Annotated in this window: 12 protein-coding genes; 6 read left to right on the top strand and 6 right to left on the bottom strand. The window is 59.8% G+C overall.

Annotated features, from left to right (window positions below; genetic code table 11):
• The first annotated feature begins 174 nt into the window (after positions 1 to 174).
• Positions 175 to 1,326: an ion channel gene (locus ACJO2E_RS10715; RefSeq protein WP_406963862.1), complete on the top strand. Its 1,152-nt coding sequence runs from the start codon at positions 175 to 177 to the stop codon at positions 1,324 to 1,326.
• A 66-nt stretch (positions 1,327 to 1,392) separates the two neighbouring features.
• Positions 1,393 to 2,751, top strand: coding sequence for a magnesium transporter (gene mgtE / locus ACJO2E_RS10710; RefSeq protein ID WP_406963861.1), 1,359 nt, complete (start codon positions 1,393 to 1,395; stop codon positions 2,749 to 2,751).
• On the opposite strand, the gene ACJO2E_RS10705 is transcribed toward mgtE, so the two are convergent.
• The 5 genes from ACJO2E_RS10705 to typA all read right to left on the bottom strand — a co-directional run bounded on the left by ACJO2E_RS10705 (position 2,748) and on the right by typA (position 8,650).
• A complete protein-coding gene (locus ACJO2E_RS10705; protein ID WP_406963860.1) occupies positions 2,748 to 3,602 on the bottom strand; it encodes a CYTH domain-containing protein in 855 nt (284 codons plus the stop codon). The genes mgtE and ACJO2E_RS10705 overlap by 4 nt on opposite strands.
• Positions 3,603 to 3,705: 103 nt before the next feature.
• Complete coding sequence (locus ACJO2E_RS10700; RefSeq protein ID WP_406963859.1) at positions 3,706 to 4,686, bottom strand: porin; 981 nt, start codon at positions 4,684 to 4,686, stop codon at positions 3,706 to 3,708.
• A gap of 495 nt (positions 4,687 to 5,181) precedes the next feature.
• Positions 5,182 to 5,625, bottom strand: coding sequence for a D-aminoacyl-tRNA deacylase (gene dtd, locus ACJO2E_RS10695; protein ID WP_406963858.1), 444 nt, complete (start codon positions 5,623 to 5,625; stop codon positions 5,182 to 5,184).
• A gap of 128 nt (positions 5,626 to 5,753) precedes the next feature.
• Positions 5,754 to 6,716, bottom strand: a complete 963-nt coding sequence (gene pip, locus ACJO2E_RS10690; RefSeq protein ID WP_406963857.1) for a prolyl aminopeptidase — start codon at positions 6,714 to 6,716, stop codon at positions 5,754 to 5,756.
• Between the two features lie 119 nt (positions 6,717 to 6,835).
• A complete protein-coding gene (gene typA / locus ACJO2E_RS10685; protein ID WP_406963856.1) occupies positions 6,836 to 8,650 on the bottom strand; it encodes a translational GTPase TypA in 1,815 nt (604 codons plus the stop codon).
• Between the two features lie 547 nt (positions 8,651 to 9,197).
• On the opposite strand from typA, the gene glnA reads away from it, so the two are divergent.
• From glnA to ntrC, 4 genes are all read left to right on the top strand, one after another.
• The gene (gene glnA, locus ACJO2E_RS10680) at positions 9,198 to 10,601 is read left to right on the top strand and encodes a glutamate--ammonia ligase (RefSeq protein ID WP_406963855.1); all 1,404 of its coding nucleotides are present in this window, start codon (positions 9,198 to 9,200) and stop codon (positions 10,599 to 10,601) included.
• Between the two features lie 157 nt (positions 10,602 to 10,758).
• Positions 10,759 to 11,283, top strand: coding sequence for a DUF4124 domain-containing protein (locus ACJO2E_RS10675; RefSeq protein WP_406963854.1), 525 nt, complete (start codon positions 10,759 to 10,761; stop codon positions 11,281 to 11,283).
• A gap of 328 nt (positions 11,284 to 11,611) precedes the next feature.
• Positions 11,612 to 12,697 carry a nitrogen regulation protein NR(II) gene (gene glnL, locus ACJO2E_RS10670; protein WP_406963853.1) on the top strand — a complete coding sequence of 362 codons (1,086 nt, stop codon included), beginning with the start codon at positions 11,612 to 11,614 and terminating at the stop codon, positions 12,695 to 12,697.
• On the top strand, positions 12,694 to 14,121 hold the full coding sequence (gene ntrC / locus ACJO2E_RS10665; protein WP_406963852.1) for a nitrogen regulation protein NR(I): 1,428 nt from the start codon (positions 12,694 to 12,696) through the stop codon (positions 14,119 to 14,121). Before glnL ends, ntrC begins: the two co-directional genes overlap by 4 nt.
• A gap of 28 nt (positions 14,122 to 14,149) precedes the next feature.
• On the opposite strand, the gene ACJO2E_RS10660 is transcribed toward ntrC, so the two are convergent.
• Positions 14,150 to 17,794, bottom strand: coding sequence for a DUF6701 domain-containing protein (locus tag ACJO2E_RS10660; protein WP_406963851.1), 3,645 nt, complete (start codon positions 17,792 to 17,794; stop codon positions 14,150 to 14,152).
• Positions 17,795 to 17,797: the final 3 nt, after the last annotated feature.

Here is a 17,797-nt window from a genome sequence, read left to right as displayed (position 1 = left end):
TGTTATATTCACTGACGAGTCCCTGAATAACCCCTGACAGCCAATGACCGGCCAGGGCTTATCCAGGGGCTCCTTTACTGTATACGGAAGGAGCCCTCGCACAACCCCCGGTTCCGGGGACGATAACAGGGTCCTTGTGTCCATCCCACAGGAGCTGCCGGGAATCCATCCAGAATGCTGCCCAATCGCCGCCCGCTGAACCCGGAACACCAACTGACCCACCTGCCGATGTCGGGCATTATCCGTAGTCGTCTGAAGCGGCTTTTCCTGTTCCTGATCGGACTGATTGTGATCCACAGCCTGATTCTCTGGGCGGCGGAACCACTGAGCCTGCCGGAATCCTTCTGGCTGGCCATGACCACACTCGCCACCGTCGGCTATGGCGACCTGGCCCCGGCAACCGTGGTGGGACGCATCAGCACCGTTGTCCTGATGTATATCACCGCCATTACACTTCTGACACTGATCATCAGTGACTATATCGAGTACCGTTTCTACCGACGGGAACGCATCCTGACCGGCCGCTGGAGATACGACATGAAAAACCACGTACTGATCATCAACACACCCCGCCGTGGCGGCGAACAGTATTTCATGCGGATCGCCACCCAGTTACGGGCGGTTCCCGGCTACGAGAGCGTGCCGATCATGATCCTCACCCAGAAGTACCCCACCGGCCTGCCATCGGAACTGCAGGACATCGGCCTGGTCCACTACCACGGCACCGGCGCCAGCGAAGAGGATCTCAAGGCAGCCCATGCCGGACAGGCCAGGCACATTCTGCTACTGGCACTGGATGAGACCGATCCCTCCTCCGACAGCTATACCTTTGACATCGCCCACCGGCTCAGCGAACTGAACCTGGCCGGCAACACCACCGTGGAATGCGTCAGTGATACCAACCGGCAGCGGTTTCGCGCCATTGGCATCCGCTCGGTGATCCGACCGGTCCGGACCTATCCGGAGATCATGGTACGGGCGGTGGTGGCCCCGGGCACCGAAAAGGTGCTGGAGGATATGTTCAATTACGAGCAGGATCATCCACATAGGTATAACCTGACACTGGACGACCTGACCTGGTCTGATATAGTCAGCGCGCTGATCCGCCATGGTATCGGCACCGCGCTGGCCTACATCGACGACAACGACAATGTGATCTGCCACCCGGAGCCGGATCTTGAGGTGGAGGGCCGGGGCCTGATTGTCCTGGTCAAGTCCAGCGAAACGCCCGACCTATCCGTTGTAGAGGAAGCCCTGGAGCGCTACCGTCAGTTCCTCGAAAAATGGCAGGCAATGCACGAACACCCCGAGGAGCCCGCGCGATAGATATCTGGCCGGGCCCTTGACCTGATCCCGGACGGCGCCCATAGGCATTAACGACGAGGCTGCAGCGTGTCATTCCTTGATTCCGAGTTCTTCCAACCGCTCTACGAAGCCCTGGAAAACGACCAGACGGACGAGATCCAGGCGGCGGTCTCGGCCTTCAATGCCGCTGACCTCGCGGAATTCATCGAACACACCACCGGTGAGGACGACGACACCGGCCTGCGCGTGCTGCGTAGCCTGCCGGTGGAGCAGCAGGCCAAGATCTTCGGCTACATAAGCCCGGAGATCCAGCTCACGTTTGCCCGACTCATCCCCAAGCGGGAACTGGCCGGCATCGTTACCGACATGTCGGCGGACGAACGGGCCGACTTTTTCAACATTCTCGACGAAAACCAGCAGCACGCCCTGTTCCAGTCCCTGGCCAGCCGTGAGCGGGAGGACCTGCGGCGCCTGGCCAGCTTTGAGGAGGGTACCGCCGGTGCCCTGATGACCTCCGACTATGCCGTGGTCAGTGCCGGTATGACCGTGGCCTCGGCCCTGGCCCTGCTGCGTAATACCGCACCGGACAAGGAAACCATCTACCAGGCCTATGTGGTGGACAGGGATCACCGGCTGCAGGGGGCCATATCCCTGCGTAACCTGATCACCAGCGCCCCCGGCGCCATGGTGGACTCCCTGATGGCAACCGGCCTGGTATCCGCCCACACCCAGACCGAGCAGGAAGAGGTGGCCCGGCTGATCTCCCGCTATGACCTGCTGGCCCTGCCCATCGTGGATGACGACGGCCGCCTGGTGGGCATTGTCACCTACGACGACGCCATGGACGTGGCCGAGGCCGAGGCTACCGAGGACATGCACAAGGGTGCGACGGTTGGCCGCCTGGAGACCGGCCTGAAGACCGCGTCACCGTTTTCCCTGTATCGCTCGCGGGTGCAGTGGCTGGTAATCCTGGTGTTTGCCAACATCTTCACCGGTGCCAGTATCGATCACTTCCAGCAGACCATCTCCACCCACATCGCCCTGCTGTTCTTCATGCCGTTGCTGATTGCCAGCGGCGGTAACGCCGGCGCGCAGTCCGCCACCCTGATGGTGCGGGGCCTTGCCACAGGTGATGTCACCGCAAAGGACTGGGGCATGCTACTGGGCAAGGACATCCTGGTGGCCACGGGGCTGGGTCTGACCATGGCGGCGGCAGTCTCCGTTGTCGGGTTATACAAGGCAGGACCGGATATCACGACCGTGGTCGCCATCTCCATGCTGGTGGTGGTGCTCATGGGCAGCATTGTTGGCATGCTGCTGCCCTTCGTGCTGGACAAGCTGAAGTTCGACCCGGCCACGGCCAGCATGCCACTGATCACTACCATCGCGGACGTCAGCGGGGTGCTGATCTATTTCACTATTGCCTCGGTGGTGCTGGGCCTTTAAACCAGCAGCGACAACTGAAGCTGACCCAGCCTGGTCGAACCGGCCGCCAGTTCAGCGATGGTTTCACCCGAGTCCAGACGCTCCCGCAGCCAGGCCAGCTCATTGGCCTGTGCTGCCGGCACACTGTTCTGCTGCCGCAGACTGTCCAGATCCTCAACCAGCGTCACGTCAACGGTGCCGGACAACCAGGCACGGGACAAGCCATGAAACATCCGATTGACCAATGGCTCGCTGTCGTCCAGCGGTACCGGCCGATGCAGGCCGGCCAGGGCGTACCCCTGCTCTGCCTTGCTGATCAGGTTCAGGAACACCGGCACTTGGGCTGCCAACGCCCGCGACCAGTCCAGTAGGGTGTCCGGGGCGCCCTGTTTTAGTTCAAGCTCCAGTTCGCACAGATCCCTGCGCCTGCCTCCGGCGATAATGCTGCCCTGATCAAGGGCGCACTCGATGGTCGCCCTGGGCCCCTCCAGCATCAGGATCCGCCGCAGGAAATTGGTCTCAAACACCGGTGCCAGGTCGGCCAGATTCACACCCTGCCCCACCGGCGTATCGTCAATCAGGCCGATGTTGAGATCTGCCCCCAGCAGCGGCCACTCCCATTCCTGCCGGCGATGGGCGCCATCCACAAACTCCCCCTGGGTTTTCAGGGTCTGGATGTACCGATCACCCGCCTGGCGCACCCGCAGGGCCACTTTCTGCCGGTTCAGGTCACCGGCCGGGGTATCGTAGTAACGATTGACCAACGTCTTCTCCGCCCCCGCCGTCACGCCCGCCTGCGTCGACAGCCAGGCATGGGCCTGTGCCAAAGCGCCCGGGGTGAGACTCAGCTTGATTTCCAGTTCTTCCGCCATGGGGCCTCCAGGTTTGTCTCTACCGATACCATAAACGAAAAAACCGGCAGCCCGAAGGCTGCCGGTTTCCTGTACTGCTTCTTTAAATCAGCTGGTTAGCTGATCAGAAGTAGTAAACCGCACCGAGTGCTGCAACAGAGCGCTCGTCAGACTGCGGGTTGGTCGGGTCTTGGGTGTCGTATACGTCGTCACCGCCACCCAGGTAGCCTTCAACATACACGTACATGTTGTCGGACAGGTTGTGCAGAGCCTGAACGGTGATGGTGTCACGCTTCAGGTCATCGCCACCGTCTTCTTCCTGCAGCTCATAGGACAGAGCGAAGCGGTTGGCACCCAGGGTGTAGATACCCATCAGGCCGAACTTGTCGTAGTTGTCGCTACGAGTGTGGTATTCAGCGGTCAGGGACAGAGCGTCCAGGTTCGCGGTACCACGCAGGCCGTAGGTGTTCTCGTTGTCACCGTCGCCGTTGTCGTTGGAGTCCATGGCCAGGGCCAGCTCAACCATATCGGCAGAGTAGACAGCGGCCAGCTGGTACGGGAACTCGTTGTCGTCGGACGGGTTGGTGGCATCGCCGTCACCCTTGACCTGTACAGCGCCCCACAGGGACAGGCCGCCGAAGGACGGAGACATGTACTGGACCAGGTCGCCTTCACCAGTGGTGTAGCCGGCGTCCAGGCTCAGGTCAGCGGCTTCGTAGTACTGGGCGATAATGTCGACAGAGCGCTCGTAGGTGGAGTCATCACTACCGATCCAGACCTGACCGAAGCTGTCACCCTTAACACCGATGTAGGCTTCGTCCAGGGAGTCGATACCGTCGCTGCCTTCCTTGTCGTCAGCGCCGATACCTTCAAGCTCAATCTTGAAGAAACCGGTGATACCCGGAGCCAGAGCATGCTCGTGCTTGATACCCAGGGTGGAACCGTTGTCACGGTGCTCGAAGGAGTTGGGGCCGTCTTTGGTGTCGTCCCAGACAGCGGCGTACTGGATGTTACCGTAAACGGTCGGCAGGTTGCTTTCCTGCGCCAGCGCGGAGCCGGAGAAGGTAGCAGCGGCGATCGCAGAAGCGATAAGAGTCTTTTTCATCTTGCATCTTCCTTTTGAGTTAACTCAGGTTTTTAGCGACGGGCCTGACCCGCCTGTCAGTCTCAGTACACCCGCTCCCGCCAGCAAGTGCTGTGGCAACGGGGTGATGACGTCGAGCCTCTTCTTGCCGGAGCCCTTCACAGTCAATCACTTACAAAGCTTATTTAAAGCTCTATCTAAGTAGACCTTGTTTTAATATAAGAACAAGAGATTTGCAAATTTTTAACCCGAATTTTCTTAGGTTTTTTTTGCCTATGCCCACAATGCTTATAGCTTGCGGCTTCACCTCTAGGAACAAATTCAGGGCCAGGTAAAAAACAAAACTTACAAATCAGTAAGTTGTAAAACCATAAAGCCTGAACCACCCTACTCATCGAACCCGGATGGCACCACAAAAGTGCATTATTCAATACGCGGCCAAGTTGCTGCACCGCTGCCGGGCACTCTCCTGTTGCCGATCGGTAGCACCGTATCAGCCTTTTATGACACTTTTATTCAAACCGTCAATAAAAATGTCACCGGTCCGTCATTCACCAGTGATACCTTCATATCGGCGCCAAACCGCCCCTTCCCCACGCGATCCTCACCAAGTATCCCGACCGCCCGACGCACGAATTCGTCCACCAGATTACTGGCGACGTCCGGGGTGGCGGCATCGGAAAATCCGGGACGGGTACCGGAACCGGTATCAGCGGCGAGGGTAAACTGGGGAACGATCAGAAGCGCGCCACCACAGTCCTCAAGACTGCAGTTCATTCGCCCCTGGTCATCAGAAAAGACGCGGTAGCGGGAAATCTTGTGGACCAGGGCGTCCACTTCAGTGATGGTGTCCTTGCGCTCTATACCGAGCAACAGCAGAAGGCCGCGATCAATACTGGCGATGGTGTCATCATCCACCGACACACTGGCCTCCGTGACCCTCTGGATCAGTCCTTTCATAGCGTCCCTGAAATACAATTTATCTGGAAACGAGGCGAATTCTATCGGCGGAATGTCCGGGGCGCAAGTCAGGTTACATTTAGATACATGATTTTAAAGCCTGTATGACAGCCTCCTCGGCCCGAGCCTCATGCCAGACGGGGCTCCGTCTGCCGGGAGACGGTTTCCACCGCCCGCATCAGGGCATCAATAATGGGAGGCTCAGAGGCGGAGTGGCCAGCGTCCCGAATGATTCGTAACTCCACCTGGGGCCAGGCCTCACTGAGGGCAAAGGCATTATCCAGGGGGCAGACCATGTCGTATCGGCCATGAACGATCACACCAGGGATGTCCGCCATCCTGTGGGCATTGTCCAGAAGCTGCCGCGGCTCAAGGAAAGCGTTGTTCATGAAGTAATGGCATTCGATACGGGCCAGGGCGATGGCGGTATGGGGGTGGGCGAAATGCTCCACCACCCGGGGATTCGGGTGGAGCGTGGCACAACGGCCTTCCCAGACCGACCAGGCCTTGGCCGCCTGAATCTGCTCCAGCTCATTGTCGCTGGTCAGTCGCCGGTAATAGGCGGCCACCATATTGTCCCGCTCCGGTTCCGGGATCGTGGCCAGGTAGTCCTGCCAGTAGTCGGGAAACACCCGCCCTGCCCCGTGCTGGTAGAACCAGTGAATGTCCTCCGGGCGACACAGGAAAATGCCCCGCAGTACCAGGCCGAGCACCCGGTCGGGATGTTCCTGGGCATAGGCAAGGCTGAGGGTCGACCCCCAACTGCCGCCAAAAAGCATCCAGCGATCAACACCCAGGAATGCCCGCACCTTCTCCAGGTCGTCCACCAGGGCCTGGGTGTGGTTGCCTCCCAGCTCCGCCAGCGGTGTCGAGCGCCCAGCCCCCCTCTGGTCCAGCAGGATAATGCGGAAACGCTCGGCATCGAAGAACTGGCGATACCAGTCCTCACACCCGCCGCCGGGACCTCCGTGGATCACAATCACCGGTATGCCGTCCGGGTTGCCGGACTCTTCCAGGTACAGCTCGTGGGGTGGGTCCACCGCCAGGCGGTGACGGGCGTAAGGCTCGATTTCCGGGTAGAGGGTCAGCATTGCGGGCTCCTTTTGGCAATAAAAGGAGTCTAGCTGAGATCGATGGGGGGATTCACGTTTAAAAACCCTCCCCCTTGGAGGGAGAGGGGATCTACGCGGCGGAGCCTGGCAGAGTGGCCTTAGCTCTTCTTACCGGCCCGCTTGCGGTCGTTTTCGGTCAGCAGCTTCTTGCGCAGCCGGATCGACTTGGGCGTGACTTCCACCAGCTCGTCGTCGTCGATGAACTCCAGGGCCTGCTCCAGCGTGTGCTTGATCGGCGGCACCAGGCCGATGACCTCATCCTTGCCGGAGGCACGCATGTTGTCGAGCTTCTTGGCCTTGGTGGGGTTGACCACGATGTCGTTATCACGGCTGTGAATACCACACAGCTGACCTTCGTAGATCTCGTCACCCGGCGCCAGGAAGAGCTTGCCACGGCTTTGCAGGGTTTCCAGCGAGTAGGTCATCGCCGTACCCTTGGCCATGGAGATCAGCACACCGTTCTGACGACTGCCCATGGCACCCTCTTTTACCGGGCCATAATGACTGAATGTGGAGGTCAGGATGCCGCTGCCGGAGGTCATGGTCAGGAAGGTGTTACGGAAGCCGATCAGGCCACGGGCCGGAATCACGTATTCCACACGCATGCGGCCCTTACCGTCCGGGATCATGTTGGTCATATCGCCTTTGCGCAGACCCAACTGCTCCATCACCGGCCCCTGGTGCTGCTCTTCAATGTCCACGATGACGTTTTCGTAGGGCTCCTGCTTGACACCGTCGATTTCACGAATCACCACTTCCGGGCGACCTACCGCCAGCTCGAAGTTCTCCCGGCGCATGTTCTCGATCAGCACCGACAGGTGCAGCTCACCACGACCTGAAACCTTGAACTTGTCAGCGGACTCACCATCCTCGACCCGCAGGGCCACGTTGTGCAGCAGTTCCTTCTCCAGACGCTCCTTGATGTTGCGGCTGGTGATGTACTTGCCTTCCTTGCCGGCAAACGGAGAATCGTTGACCTGGAAGGTCATGGACACGGTGGGCTCATCCACGGTCAGGGCCGGCAGGGCCTCAACCGCGTTCTGATCGCACAGAGTGTCGGAGATGAACAGTTGGTCCAGGCCACTGATACAGACAATATCGCCAGCCTGCGCCTCGTCCACTTCCACCCGCTGGAGACCGGAGTGGCCCATGATCTTGAGGATACGACCATTGCGCTTATTGCCATCGGCGCCAATCGCGGTCACCGGCGTATTGGTTTTCACCTTGCCGCGCGTGATACGACCGATACCAATGACACCCAGGAAGCTGCTGTAGTCCAACTGGGAGATCTGCATCTGGAAGGTGCCCTCGGGGTCCACCGCCGGCGCGGGCACATGATCGACAATGGCCTGGAATACGGCATCCATGTTGTCGTCCATGGCTTCGTGCTCCATGCCGGCGATGCCGTTCAGGGCACTGGCGTAGACCACCGGGAAGTCGAGCTGATCTTCGGTGGCACCCAGGTTGTCGAACAGGTCGAAGACCTGATCCACCACCCAGTCCGGACGGGCACCGGGACGGTCAATCTTGTTGACCACCACGATGGGACGAAGGCCGGCATCGAAAGCCTTCTGGGTCACGAAACGGGTCTGGGGCATGGGGCCGTCGATGGAATCCACCACCAGCAGCACACTGTCTACCATGCTCATGACCCGTTCGACTTCACCGCCAAAATCGGCGTGACCCGGGGTGTCTACGATGTTGATGTTGTAATCGTGCCACTTCAGGGCCGTGTTCTTGGCCAGGATGGTGATACCGCGTTCCTTTTCCTGGTCATTGGAGTCCATGACCCGCTCGTTCTCGAGTTCCTTGCGGTCCAGGGTGCCGGACTGGCGCAATAACTGGTCTACGAGGGTGGTCTTCCCATGGTCAACGTGGGCAATAATGGCAACATTTCTTAGCTTATCAATCACAACAGGTTTCCTGAGGCATGTCGGGCGACCTGAGAGGGTCCACAATGCGCGCCCGACCTGTCGGCCGGCCCACATACCGTCTCAAATCCGGAAAATGAATACTTGTCACCGGCAGTGAGGCCGGTATCCTGCACTTGGAGTCTTTAGCAGGCGCGCGAAGTATATAGGAAACAGGGTGTCGTTAATATGAAGAAAAACGCCTATTCTGTTTCGGTGCACCCCATACGCCCAATGCACCATAAATGACCACAGCAACCCTTGGGCGCACCAAGAAGGTGCACTGCAGAAGCCTTTAGGCCAGACTTTGCCCCAGCGGAGAGCGTAAAGAGTCCTCCCAAAGGCCGTGGTTGCGCTTTTCTGGCGCGCCAACAAAAAACTGGCAAGCAGTTTGCTTTAAATTACGCAGCCGACTATCAGGGCGGTGCGGCCCCGTATGGAACCGCTGACACTGCTGATACCAACGATCGGACCGCAGCAACGCTGAACGATCCGGCACGACGAACACCGAAATCGCCCGCAACCCGGGTTAACTTACGGAGTAAGCACAATGTCCAAAACGATTGATCTGATCAAAGAACACGAAGTCAAATGGGTCGACCTGCGATTCACTGACAGCCGCGGTAAAGAGCAGCACGTCACCCTGCCCGCCACTGAAGTGGACGACGATTTCTTCAGCGATGGCAAGATGTTCGATGGTTCTTCAATTTCCGGCTGGAAGGGCATTAACGAGTCCGACATGATTCTGATGCCGGACGACGAGACCTCCGTACTGGATCCGTTCACCGAAGAAACCACCATCAACATTACCTGCGACATCGTGGAACCGACCACCATGCAGGGTTATGAGCGCGATCCCCGTTCCGTGGCCAAGCGTGCCGAGGAATACCTGAAGTCCACCGGCATCGCCGAGGGCGCCCTGTTCGGTCCTGAGCCCGAGTTCTTCGTGTTCGATTCCGCCAAGTGGAAAGTGGACATGCAAGGCGCCATGTACGAGCTGTACTCCGAGGAAGCCGCCTGGGTTTCCGGTGAAGACTTCGAGCGCAACAACATTGGTCACCGTCCTGGCGTCAAAGGCGGTTACTTCCCGGTTCCCCCGGTAGACAGCCTGCATGATCTGCGTGGCGCCATGTGTGCCGCCATGGAATCCATGGGTCTGGAAATCGAGGTTCACCACCACGAAGTGGGCACCGCCGGCCAGTGCGAGATCGGTGTTGGTGCCAACACCCTGACCCGTAAGGCTGACGAGGTTCAGATCCTCAAGTACTGCGTACACAACGTAGCCCACGCCTACGGCAAGACCGCCACCTTCATGCCCAAGCCGGTGGTAGGTGACAACGGTTCTGGCATGCACGTTCACATGTCCCTGAACAAGGACGGCAAGAACCTGTTCGCCGGTGACGGCTACGCAGGCCTGAGCGAAATGGCACTGTACTACATTGGCGGCATCATCAAGCACTCCAAGTCCATCAACGCGTTTACCAACAGCTCCACCAACAGCTACAAGCGTCTGGTGCCGGGCTTCGAGGCGCCGGTCATGCTGGCCTACTCTGCCCGTAACCGCTCCGCCTCCATCCGGATTCCGTACGTAAGCAGCCCCAAGGGCCGTCGTATCGAAGTACGCTTCCCGGATCCGTCCGCCAACCCGTATCTGGCCTTCGCAGCCCTGATGATGGCTGGCCTCGACGGCATCCAGAACAAGATCCACCCGGGCGATGCCATGGACAAGGACCTGTACGATCTGCCGAAGGAAGAAGCCCTGAACATCCCGACCGTTGCCGAGACTTTCCAGGAAGCCCTGGACAGCCTGGAAGCGGACCACGAGTTCCTGACCCGTGGCGGCGTGTTCACCGAAGACATGATCGCCGGCTACATTGACCTGAAGCGCGGTGAAGTGGAAAAGCTGAACATGACCACCCATCCGGTCGAGTTCGAGATGTACTACTCTGTCTGATCCGCGTCCGCGGAACGACTGAGTCAGAGAAAGCCCCGCCTCGGCGGGGCTTTTTTGTGACTTTCACCTCACCGTAACCCGAGGCGACGTATAGCACATTGCATTGCCTCTGGGCTCTGTCGATAATCCCGTTATGGTCCATCACAAGGTTCTGCCCATGAAAGCATCGTTCCTGATTGCCGCCGCCACGTCGGCATTGATCGCCCTTCCCGTCCAGGCCGAGATCTACCGGCAGGTAGACGCCGACGGCAACGTGACCTTTACCGACGAGCCGGACGGCAACGCCGAGCGCGTCAACGTAAAACCGGCCACCACCATCACCATGCCAAAGCCGAAAACCGTCGAGGAACAGCTTGAGGAAGAGGACGAGGGCATCGGTGATCAGGATGCCTACGAGTCCGTCAGCTTCACCTCTCCGGCGGATGACGAGGCATTTCACAGTGGCAGCGGCGACGTTGAGTTCCGGGTAACCAGCGACCCGGGCCTGCGTCAGGGGCACAAGTTCGAAATCACCCTGGACGGCCAGCCGGTGGGGCAGACCAATTCCGGCTCTGTCACCGTCAACAACGTCTTTCGGGGCACTCACAAAGCTGGTGTCAACGTGATCAACCAGGAAGGCAAGCGCATCTACACTGGCGACCAGATCAGCTTTACGGTGCATCGCCCCTCCGTACAGAATTGAAGAGTTCCTGAGTAACTTTCTGACCCTACCCGTCTGGCTCGCTCTGCCACGCGCGAGCCAGGCCTGACACAGCCCCCGGTCTTGCCCCTCACAAGCTGCACCATTTTAGTGCGCTCGCACCAATAAACAGCCATACTCTGTTCCGACAGGGGGCGTTTCCAATTCCCAATAGCAACAGTCCGTTCCCGTCCGCACCAGGCTACAGCGGACAGAGAGCAGTCTGGCAGCAGTGCTGCCCGCAAATGGCGCATCACCGAAAGAAATCGCGACGCGATCTCAATTCTGGATCGGTTTTTGCAGCAGCCAGGCCATCAACCGAGGGAGATTCATGTCAGCCGTTACGGAATACAAGAGCATACTCGACAGCCTGACCACCGCCGTGATCGTTGTGGACAAGAACCTGCGAATCGACTACCTGAATCCCGCCGCCGAGAGCATGCTGGAGACCAGCCTCTCCCGGGTTCACCGCGTCCGGCTGGCTGGCCTTCTGCTCGAGACCAACCAGACTCTGGATACCCTCCAGGCCGCTGCGGAAACCGGTCAGACCTACACCCGCCGTGAGGCGGAATTCCTGCTGGCCGCCGGCAACCGGTTGACCGTGGACTACTCGGTGACCAGCTTTGGCGCAGATGGCAGCCGCCTGCTGCTGGAAATCCAGCCCCGGGACCGCCTGCTGCGCATCAGCCGGGAAGAGGACCTGCTGACCCAGCAGGAGACTACCCGCATCCTGGTCCGGGGCATGGCCCACGAGATCAAGAATCCCCTCGGAGGCATCCGGGGTGCCGCGCAACTGCTGGACCGGGAACTGTCCGACGACAGCCAGAAGGAGTACACCCAGGTCATTATTGACGAGGCGGACCGGCTTCGCGGCCTGGTGGATCGCATGTTGGGCCCCAACCGGGCACTGAAGTTGGCCGCCACCAACGTCCACGAGGTCCTGGAGCGGGTGCGCACGCTGCTGGAGGCGGAAAGCCGGGGCCGGCTCAACTTCCGCCGCGACTACGATGTCAGCCTGCCGGAATTCCCCGGCGACAAGGAACAGCTTATCCAGGCCTTTCTGAACATCGCCCGCAATGCCATGGAGGCCGCCTTTGAGTACCGTGACGGGCCCTGTAGCGCCGAGCCTCCCACCATTACCTTCCGCACCCGGGTACTGCGCCAGTTCACCATTGGCCAGAAGCGCCATCGACTGGTGTGCCGGGTGGATATTATCGACAACGGGCCGGGTATCCCCCCGGACCTGTTACAGAACATCTTCTATCCCATGATCAGCGGTCGCGCCAATGGCACCGGCCTGGGGCTGTCCATCACCCAGAGCATTATCGGACAGCACCACGGCCTGGTGGAGTGTGAGAGCGAGCCGGGCTCGACCGACTTTATTATCTTTCTGCCGCTGGAGGAGACCACGCGATGAGTCAACCGGCAAACGTCTGGATCATTGATGATGACCGCAGCATACGATGGGTGCTGGAACGTGCCCTGACCCAGGCCGGCATGGAGCCCCGGGTGTTCGAGAACGGCGACAATGTCATGATGCGCCTGGAACACGAGGAGCCGGATGCCATCATCAGCGACATCCGCATGCCAGGTATCGACGGCATTGCCCTGCTCTCCCGGGTGGTGGAGGATCACCCGGATGTGCCGGTGATCATCATGACCGCCCATTCCGACCTGGAGAGTGCCGTCACCAGTTACCAGAGCGGCGCCTTCGAATACCTGCCCAAGCCGTTTGACGTGGACGACGCCGTGGCCCTGGTCAAGCGCGCCGTGGCCCACAGCCATGAACGCCGGGCCAGTGCTGAACCCAGCACCGAGTCACCCCACCGCAACGCCGAGATCATCGGCGAGGCACCGGCCATGCAGGAGGTCTTCCGGGCCATCGGCCGGCTGTCCCACTCCAATATCACGGTACTGATCAACGGCGAAAGCGGTACCGGCAAGGAACTGGTGGCCCAGGCCCTGCACAACCACAGCCCCCGGGCCAGCCATCCGTTCATTGCCCTGAACATGGCCGCCATCCCCAAGGACCTGATTGAATCGGAACTTTTCGGCCACGAGAAGGGTGCCTTCACCGGCGCCGGCGCGGCCCGCCAGGGTCGATTCGAGCAGGCCAACGGCGGCACCCTGTTCCTGGATGAGATCGGGGATATGCCGGCAGATACCCAGACCCGCCTGCTGCGGGTGCTGGCGGATGGCGAGTTCTACCGGGTGGGCGGCACGACCCCCATCAAGGTGGATGTGCGTATCATCGCCGCAACGCATCAGGATCTGGAAAAACTGGTGGATGCCGGTAACTTCCGGGAAGACCTCTTCCACCGCCTCAACGTCATCCGAGTGCACCTGCCCAAACTGGCGGAGCGCCGGGAGGACATTCCCCGCCTGATGCAGCACTTCCTGAAGCGGGCGGCCAAGGAACTGGCGGTGGAACCCAAGGTATTGCGCCCTGAGTCGGAGGAATACCTCACCACCCTGCCCTGGCCGGGTAACGTGCGCCAGCTTGAGAACACCTGCCGCTGGCTGACCGTGATGGCCAGCGGCCGCGAGGTCCATATCGACGACCTGCCGCCGGAACTGATGCAGCAGGCGGAAGCCCCGGCCACCGGCCAGACCTGGCAGGAAGGCCTGCGCAACTGGGCCGAGCAGGAGCTGCGCCGGGGCAAGAAGGGCATCCTGGATACGGCGGTACCGGAGTTCGAGAAGATCATGATCGAGACCGCCCTGAAGCAGACCGGCGGTCGACGGCGGGATGCGTCCATCCTGCTGGGCTGGGGGCGCAATACCCTGACGCGGAAGATCAACGAATTGGGCATGGATCATGAGGAGGTGGAGGAGCACTGAGCGCTTCCACCTTCCTCATACCAGACGTCTAGTTCTCGACTTCGCGCCAGTAGATGATACGGTCGCTGCCTCGGTAGACGCCGAAGGTGGCTAGACCGGAGGGATCCTCAAGCACACCATCGTCATCGTAGTCCCCGGTTAGCCATATCGGCACGGGAAAGGTCACCCGGACGTCCCCCCGGTTCCCTTCGCCAGGGGCCGTCAGGACTATCTCACTGCCAGTTGCCGGAGCTCCCGCCACTAAGGTGTCAGACGCGGCTATTACCGATGTACTGCCTCCGCTCAATCCGGATTGGTCCAGGACGACATCGTCGGTACTGTACGCCCAGCAACTGTCCGCCGTGTTCTGCACAAAGCCCTCTTCGGTGTAATAGTCCACCCGGAAGGGCATTACAAGGTCTGACGTTTCGGGACCATAGACGTTTTCCAGCTGCAACCTGCCGTACCTCATCTCAAAATCGAAATCCGGCTCAATGGCAATGGGCAACTGGGGCGATGATACGTTGTCGGCGTCTTCCAGCCGGGTCAACTCGATGCGGTAGTCAGGCGTAAAGGGAGCCACACGGGTTTGTGGTGTTTTGTCATAGGTTATCTCATCAGATGACGAGAATCGGTATTCCAGCCGCCCCGGCCCTACGACCGGCAGGGTTGGCGTATCCAGGTTGGCAGTGACCGGGAACAGATCTCCGAGGGCATCCACTGCCGACAGGTCGGTATCACCGGGAGTCCTGGACACACCGCCGATAGACAGCCGCTGGAAGCTGCCTATCGTGTAATTCTGCGTCAGGCCACCGTTGGCGTTCAACGCTTCCAGTATCAGCAGTGGCTCCGTACCAGCCCGCCAACTGAGGGCCTGACCGGTGTAGGCAAAGGCCGTGGAGACCGCGCAATAAGATTCAACTTCCCCATGTTCCGCAACGGTTACACCGAACCGGGCCGGAATGAAACGCCCAACGTGACTGATGGCGTTCCCTGTCACATCGTCGGAGCCGAGATAGCTGGCGCTGGACAGCGTCGGCGTCATACGGATGATGCCAACCTCCGGCCACTCAAACCAACCGCAGGCCGTTCCGCCAGGGGCTGAAGCCCCGCTGCAATCTTCCCCGAACGGGCCAAACGCTCCGGTCAAGGGGGGCGCACTGCCACCGCTTGGCGCGACCAGAGACGCATCAACGGACACGGATTCAGCGGGTGTTTCCCGGCCGAAATTCGGCGTGACATTACCACTGGCGTTGATGGCAGACACACCAACCTCAAACTCCTCGCCTGCGGCAACGAACACATTGTCATCCTGTACCGCTGTCGCTCCTGGATTGCCGGGAATATCCAACTCAAAATGATCCGGTCTGGCCACAAACGCCCCATCCCCCACCATGATCAGACCGGCGTCCTCTCCAGAGCCGTCATACCGGGCGTTAAGACGGACACGACCGACATCGGGGTAGCGTATGTCGACGGTGGCAACGCCGTCTCCATCAAAACTCAGCGATGTTGTCGCTCCCGCCGATGAGGGCATTGGATTGCCCTCGAGAAACAGGCTCCTGGTGCCTGAGGATGGATTCACATAGGTGGACCAGAGCGCTACCGGCTTGGTTTCGTTATCAAAGCCGGGCACACACTTTTCGGACGTGTCGTCCTTGCGAACGGCGGCGATACGTGCAGGGACCTCGGTATCGGCAATATGATCGGGTATCGATATATCGAAACCCGAGTCGACGAAGATGAGATCACATTGGTCGGCCGCCAGAACGCCGCTACCGTCATCACACAGGGTCTGCGAGAAGGCAACAGTCCCCGGGTCCGATTCAGGCACGCCCAGTGTCACCGTTCCCGGGGTGGTAATTGCCAGCGAGCGGGTGGCGACACCATCCGTGATGGTGAACGTATCACCACCCAACCAGCCGGAGGGTGCCAGGGTCACCTCGACCGGATCGGGAAAGGTCTCACTGCAGTCATCATTCTTACAGGCACGGATGACAATCTCTTCCGGACGGCAGGTCAGTGCAGTACCGCTGTGCTCAATCTCGAAGTGATCCACACGCGCCTGCACCTCACCCGTTTTTTCAGCGCAGATCTGAAGGTTGTCCAGTTCGTGGATGTTGGTTGATCCGCCCGTGGACGCTGTCAGCGACAGCAGGAGATTCTCCGGAATGTCGGGCTGGCTGCTGAGTGTTTCCTGGACCACCGTCTGGAACCGGTTGCCAGTGCCCCGACCATTCCTCTCGACGGTTATCACCGGTACCTGTCCGCCCCTGGAATCAATCGTTATCCGATAGCGGTACGGATTACTGTCATTGTTGGAATCAATACCGGGGGACAACTCTCCCGAGTCTGCAATGTAGGCATAGTCCGGCGCGGCGCCACGCAGGGCAACCGAGTCCTGGGTCCGGTCATTGTTGCCACCCACCCGGCCTTCGCTGTCGTGGGAAAAATTGCCGTACTCATCCAGGCCGACACCCAGCCAGCCTCCGGCAAACCCGCCACTGCCATCAGGCTCCTGCGCATAGCCGAGGGAACCACCATAGCCCCCCGCCTGTGGGGTGACAGCAGCATCGGAAAACACCACCGCCAGCCCATCGGCACCTGAGCCACCATAGGCGTAGTAATCAAACTCAACCTGAATGAGATTGTCTGCACCAGGGAACAGTCCCTGGTAGCTTGCAGCCGTCGCCTGATCTCCTACGTTCTGGGTCATGCGCAGGCGTCCATTGACGACCTGGGGCGTGAAAGAGCCCCGGGACACCGAGGTAGCCCAGTCTTCGGACAGGCTGCCAGTACTGAACTCGTCGTTCATGCAAATCAGGGGCTCAGGGCTGTCGCAGTCCCGAGTGTCAAGGGCCAGGTCACGGAGCTCATCCTCGTCCAACCAGTCGTCGTGAATCCGCACCTCGTCCAGTGTGCCGTCAAGGAAATTAACCGGTGAGCCAGAGCCATAGCGGACACCACCAAGAACCAACCGGCCATCGAGCGGCTTGGCAGTGTGATAGTCATCGTCGAACAGGTAATACATGGCTTCGTCTTCTTCATCAAGAAGATTGCCATTCGCATCTCTCAGGGCAACCCGGGCACTGCCGGAAACCGAGTATATCGGGCGTACCTGTGCCTCAAAAAAATACCAGCGGTTGGCCGCCATGGGTTCACTATCAAGCGAAACGGTCTCCCCTCCCCCATATCGATTCCACAGGGTCAACTGCAATGTGCCATTATCCACGGTCACGTTATATTCCTGTGACGCACCGCCTTCGCCCTTGTGTACCAGTGTCTGAGTGCCACTGGTCGAGTTCAGCTTCACCCAGCCACTGATCGTCATATCCCGATCGCCGAGCTGCGGTGAAAGCTCCGGGGCATCGGGAACATCCACATAGTGCTGGGCATCGGTGTATACACCATCCTCGACGAAACCCTGCCCCCGGAAGCGCCCCCCACGGCAAACCTTGGCGTCTTCAGTATCAGGCAGGGAGTTACTGCCACCCGCCGTACGGGCCGTGCCGTTATTACCATTTCCGCTGCTGTCGATCACCTCGCCACTGGTGCCGGTCCACCCGGATTCGTCCATCTGCCAGTGGGCGGCGGGATCCTGTGCGGACACCTTTACGGGAAAAGCTATCAGCAACAAAAAAGGCAGGCCGAACCACAGCCTGGCCGACTTCTGGAACAGATACTGTGTCAACAACAA

Origin of the sequence: Marinobacter shunpengi (assembly GCF_045449695.1) — a bacterium.
In the GTDB taxonomy this organism is placed as follows: domain Bacteria; phylum Pseudomonadota; class Gammaproteobacteria; order Pseudomonadales; family Oleiphilaceae; genus Marinobacter.
Note: the sequence above shows the minus strand (reverse complement) of the source record. Positions and strands in the feature narration are given on the sequence as shown.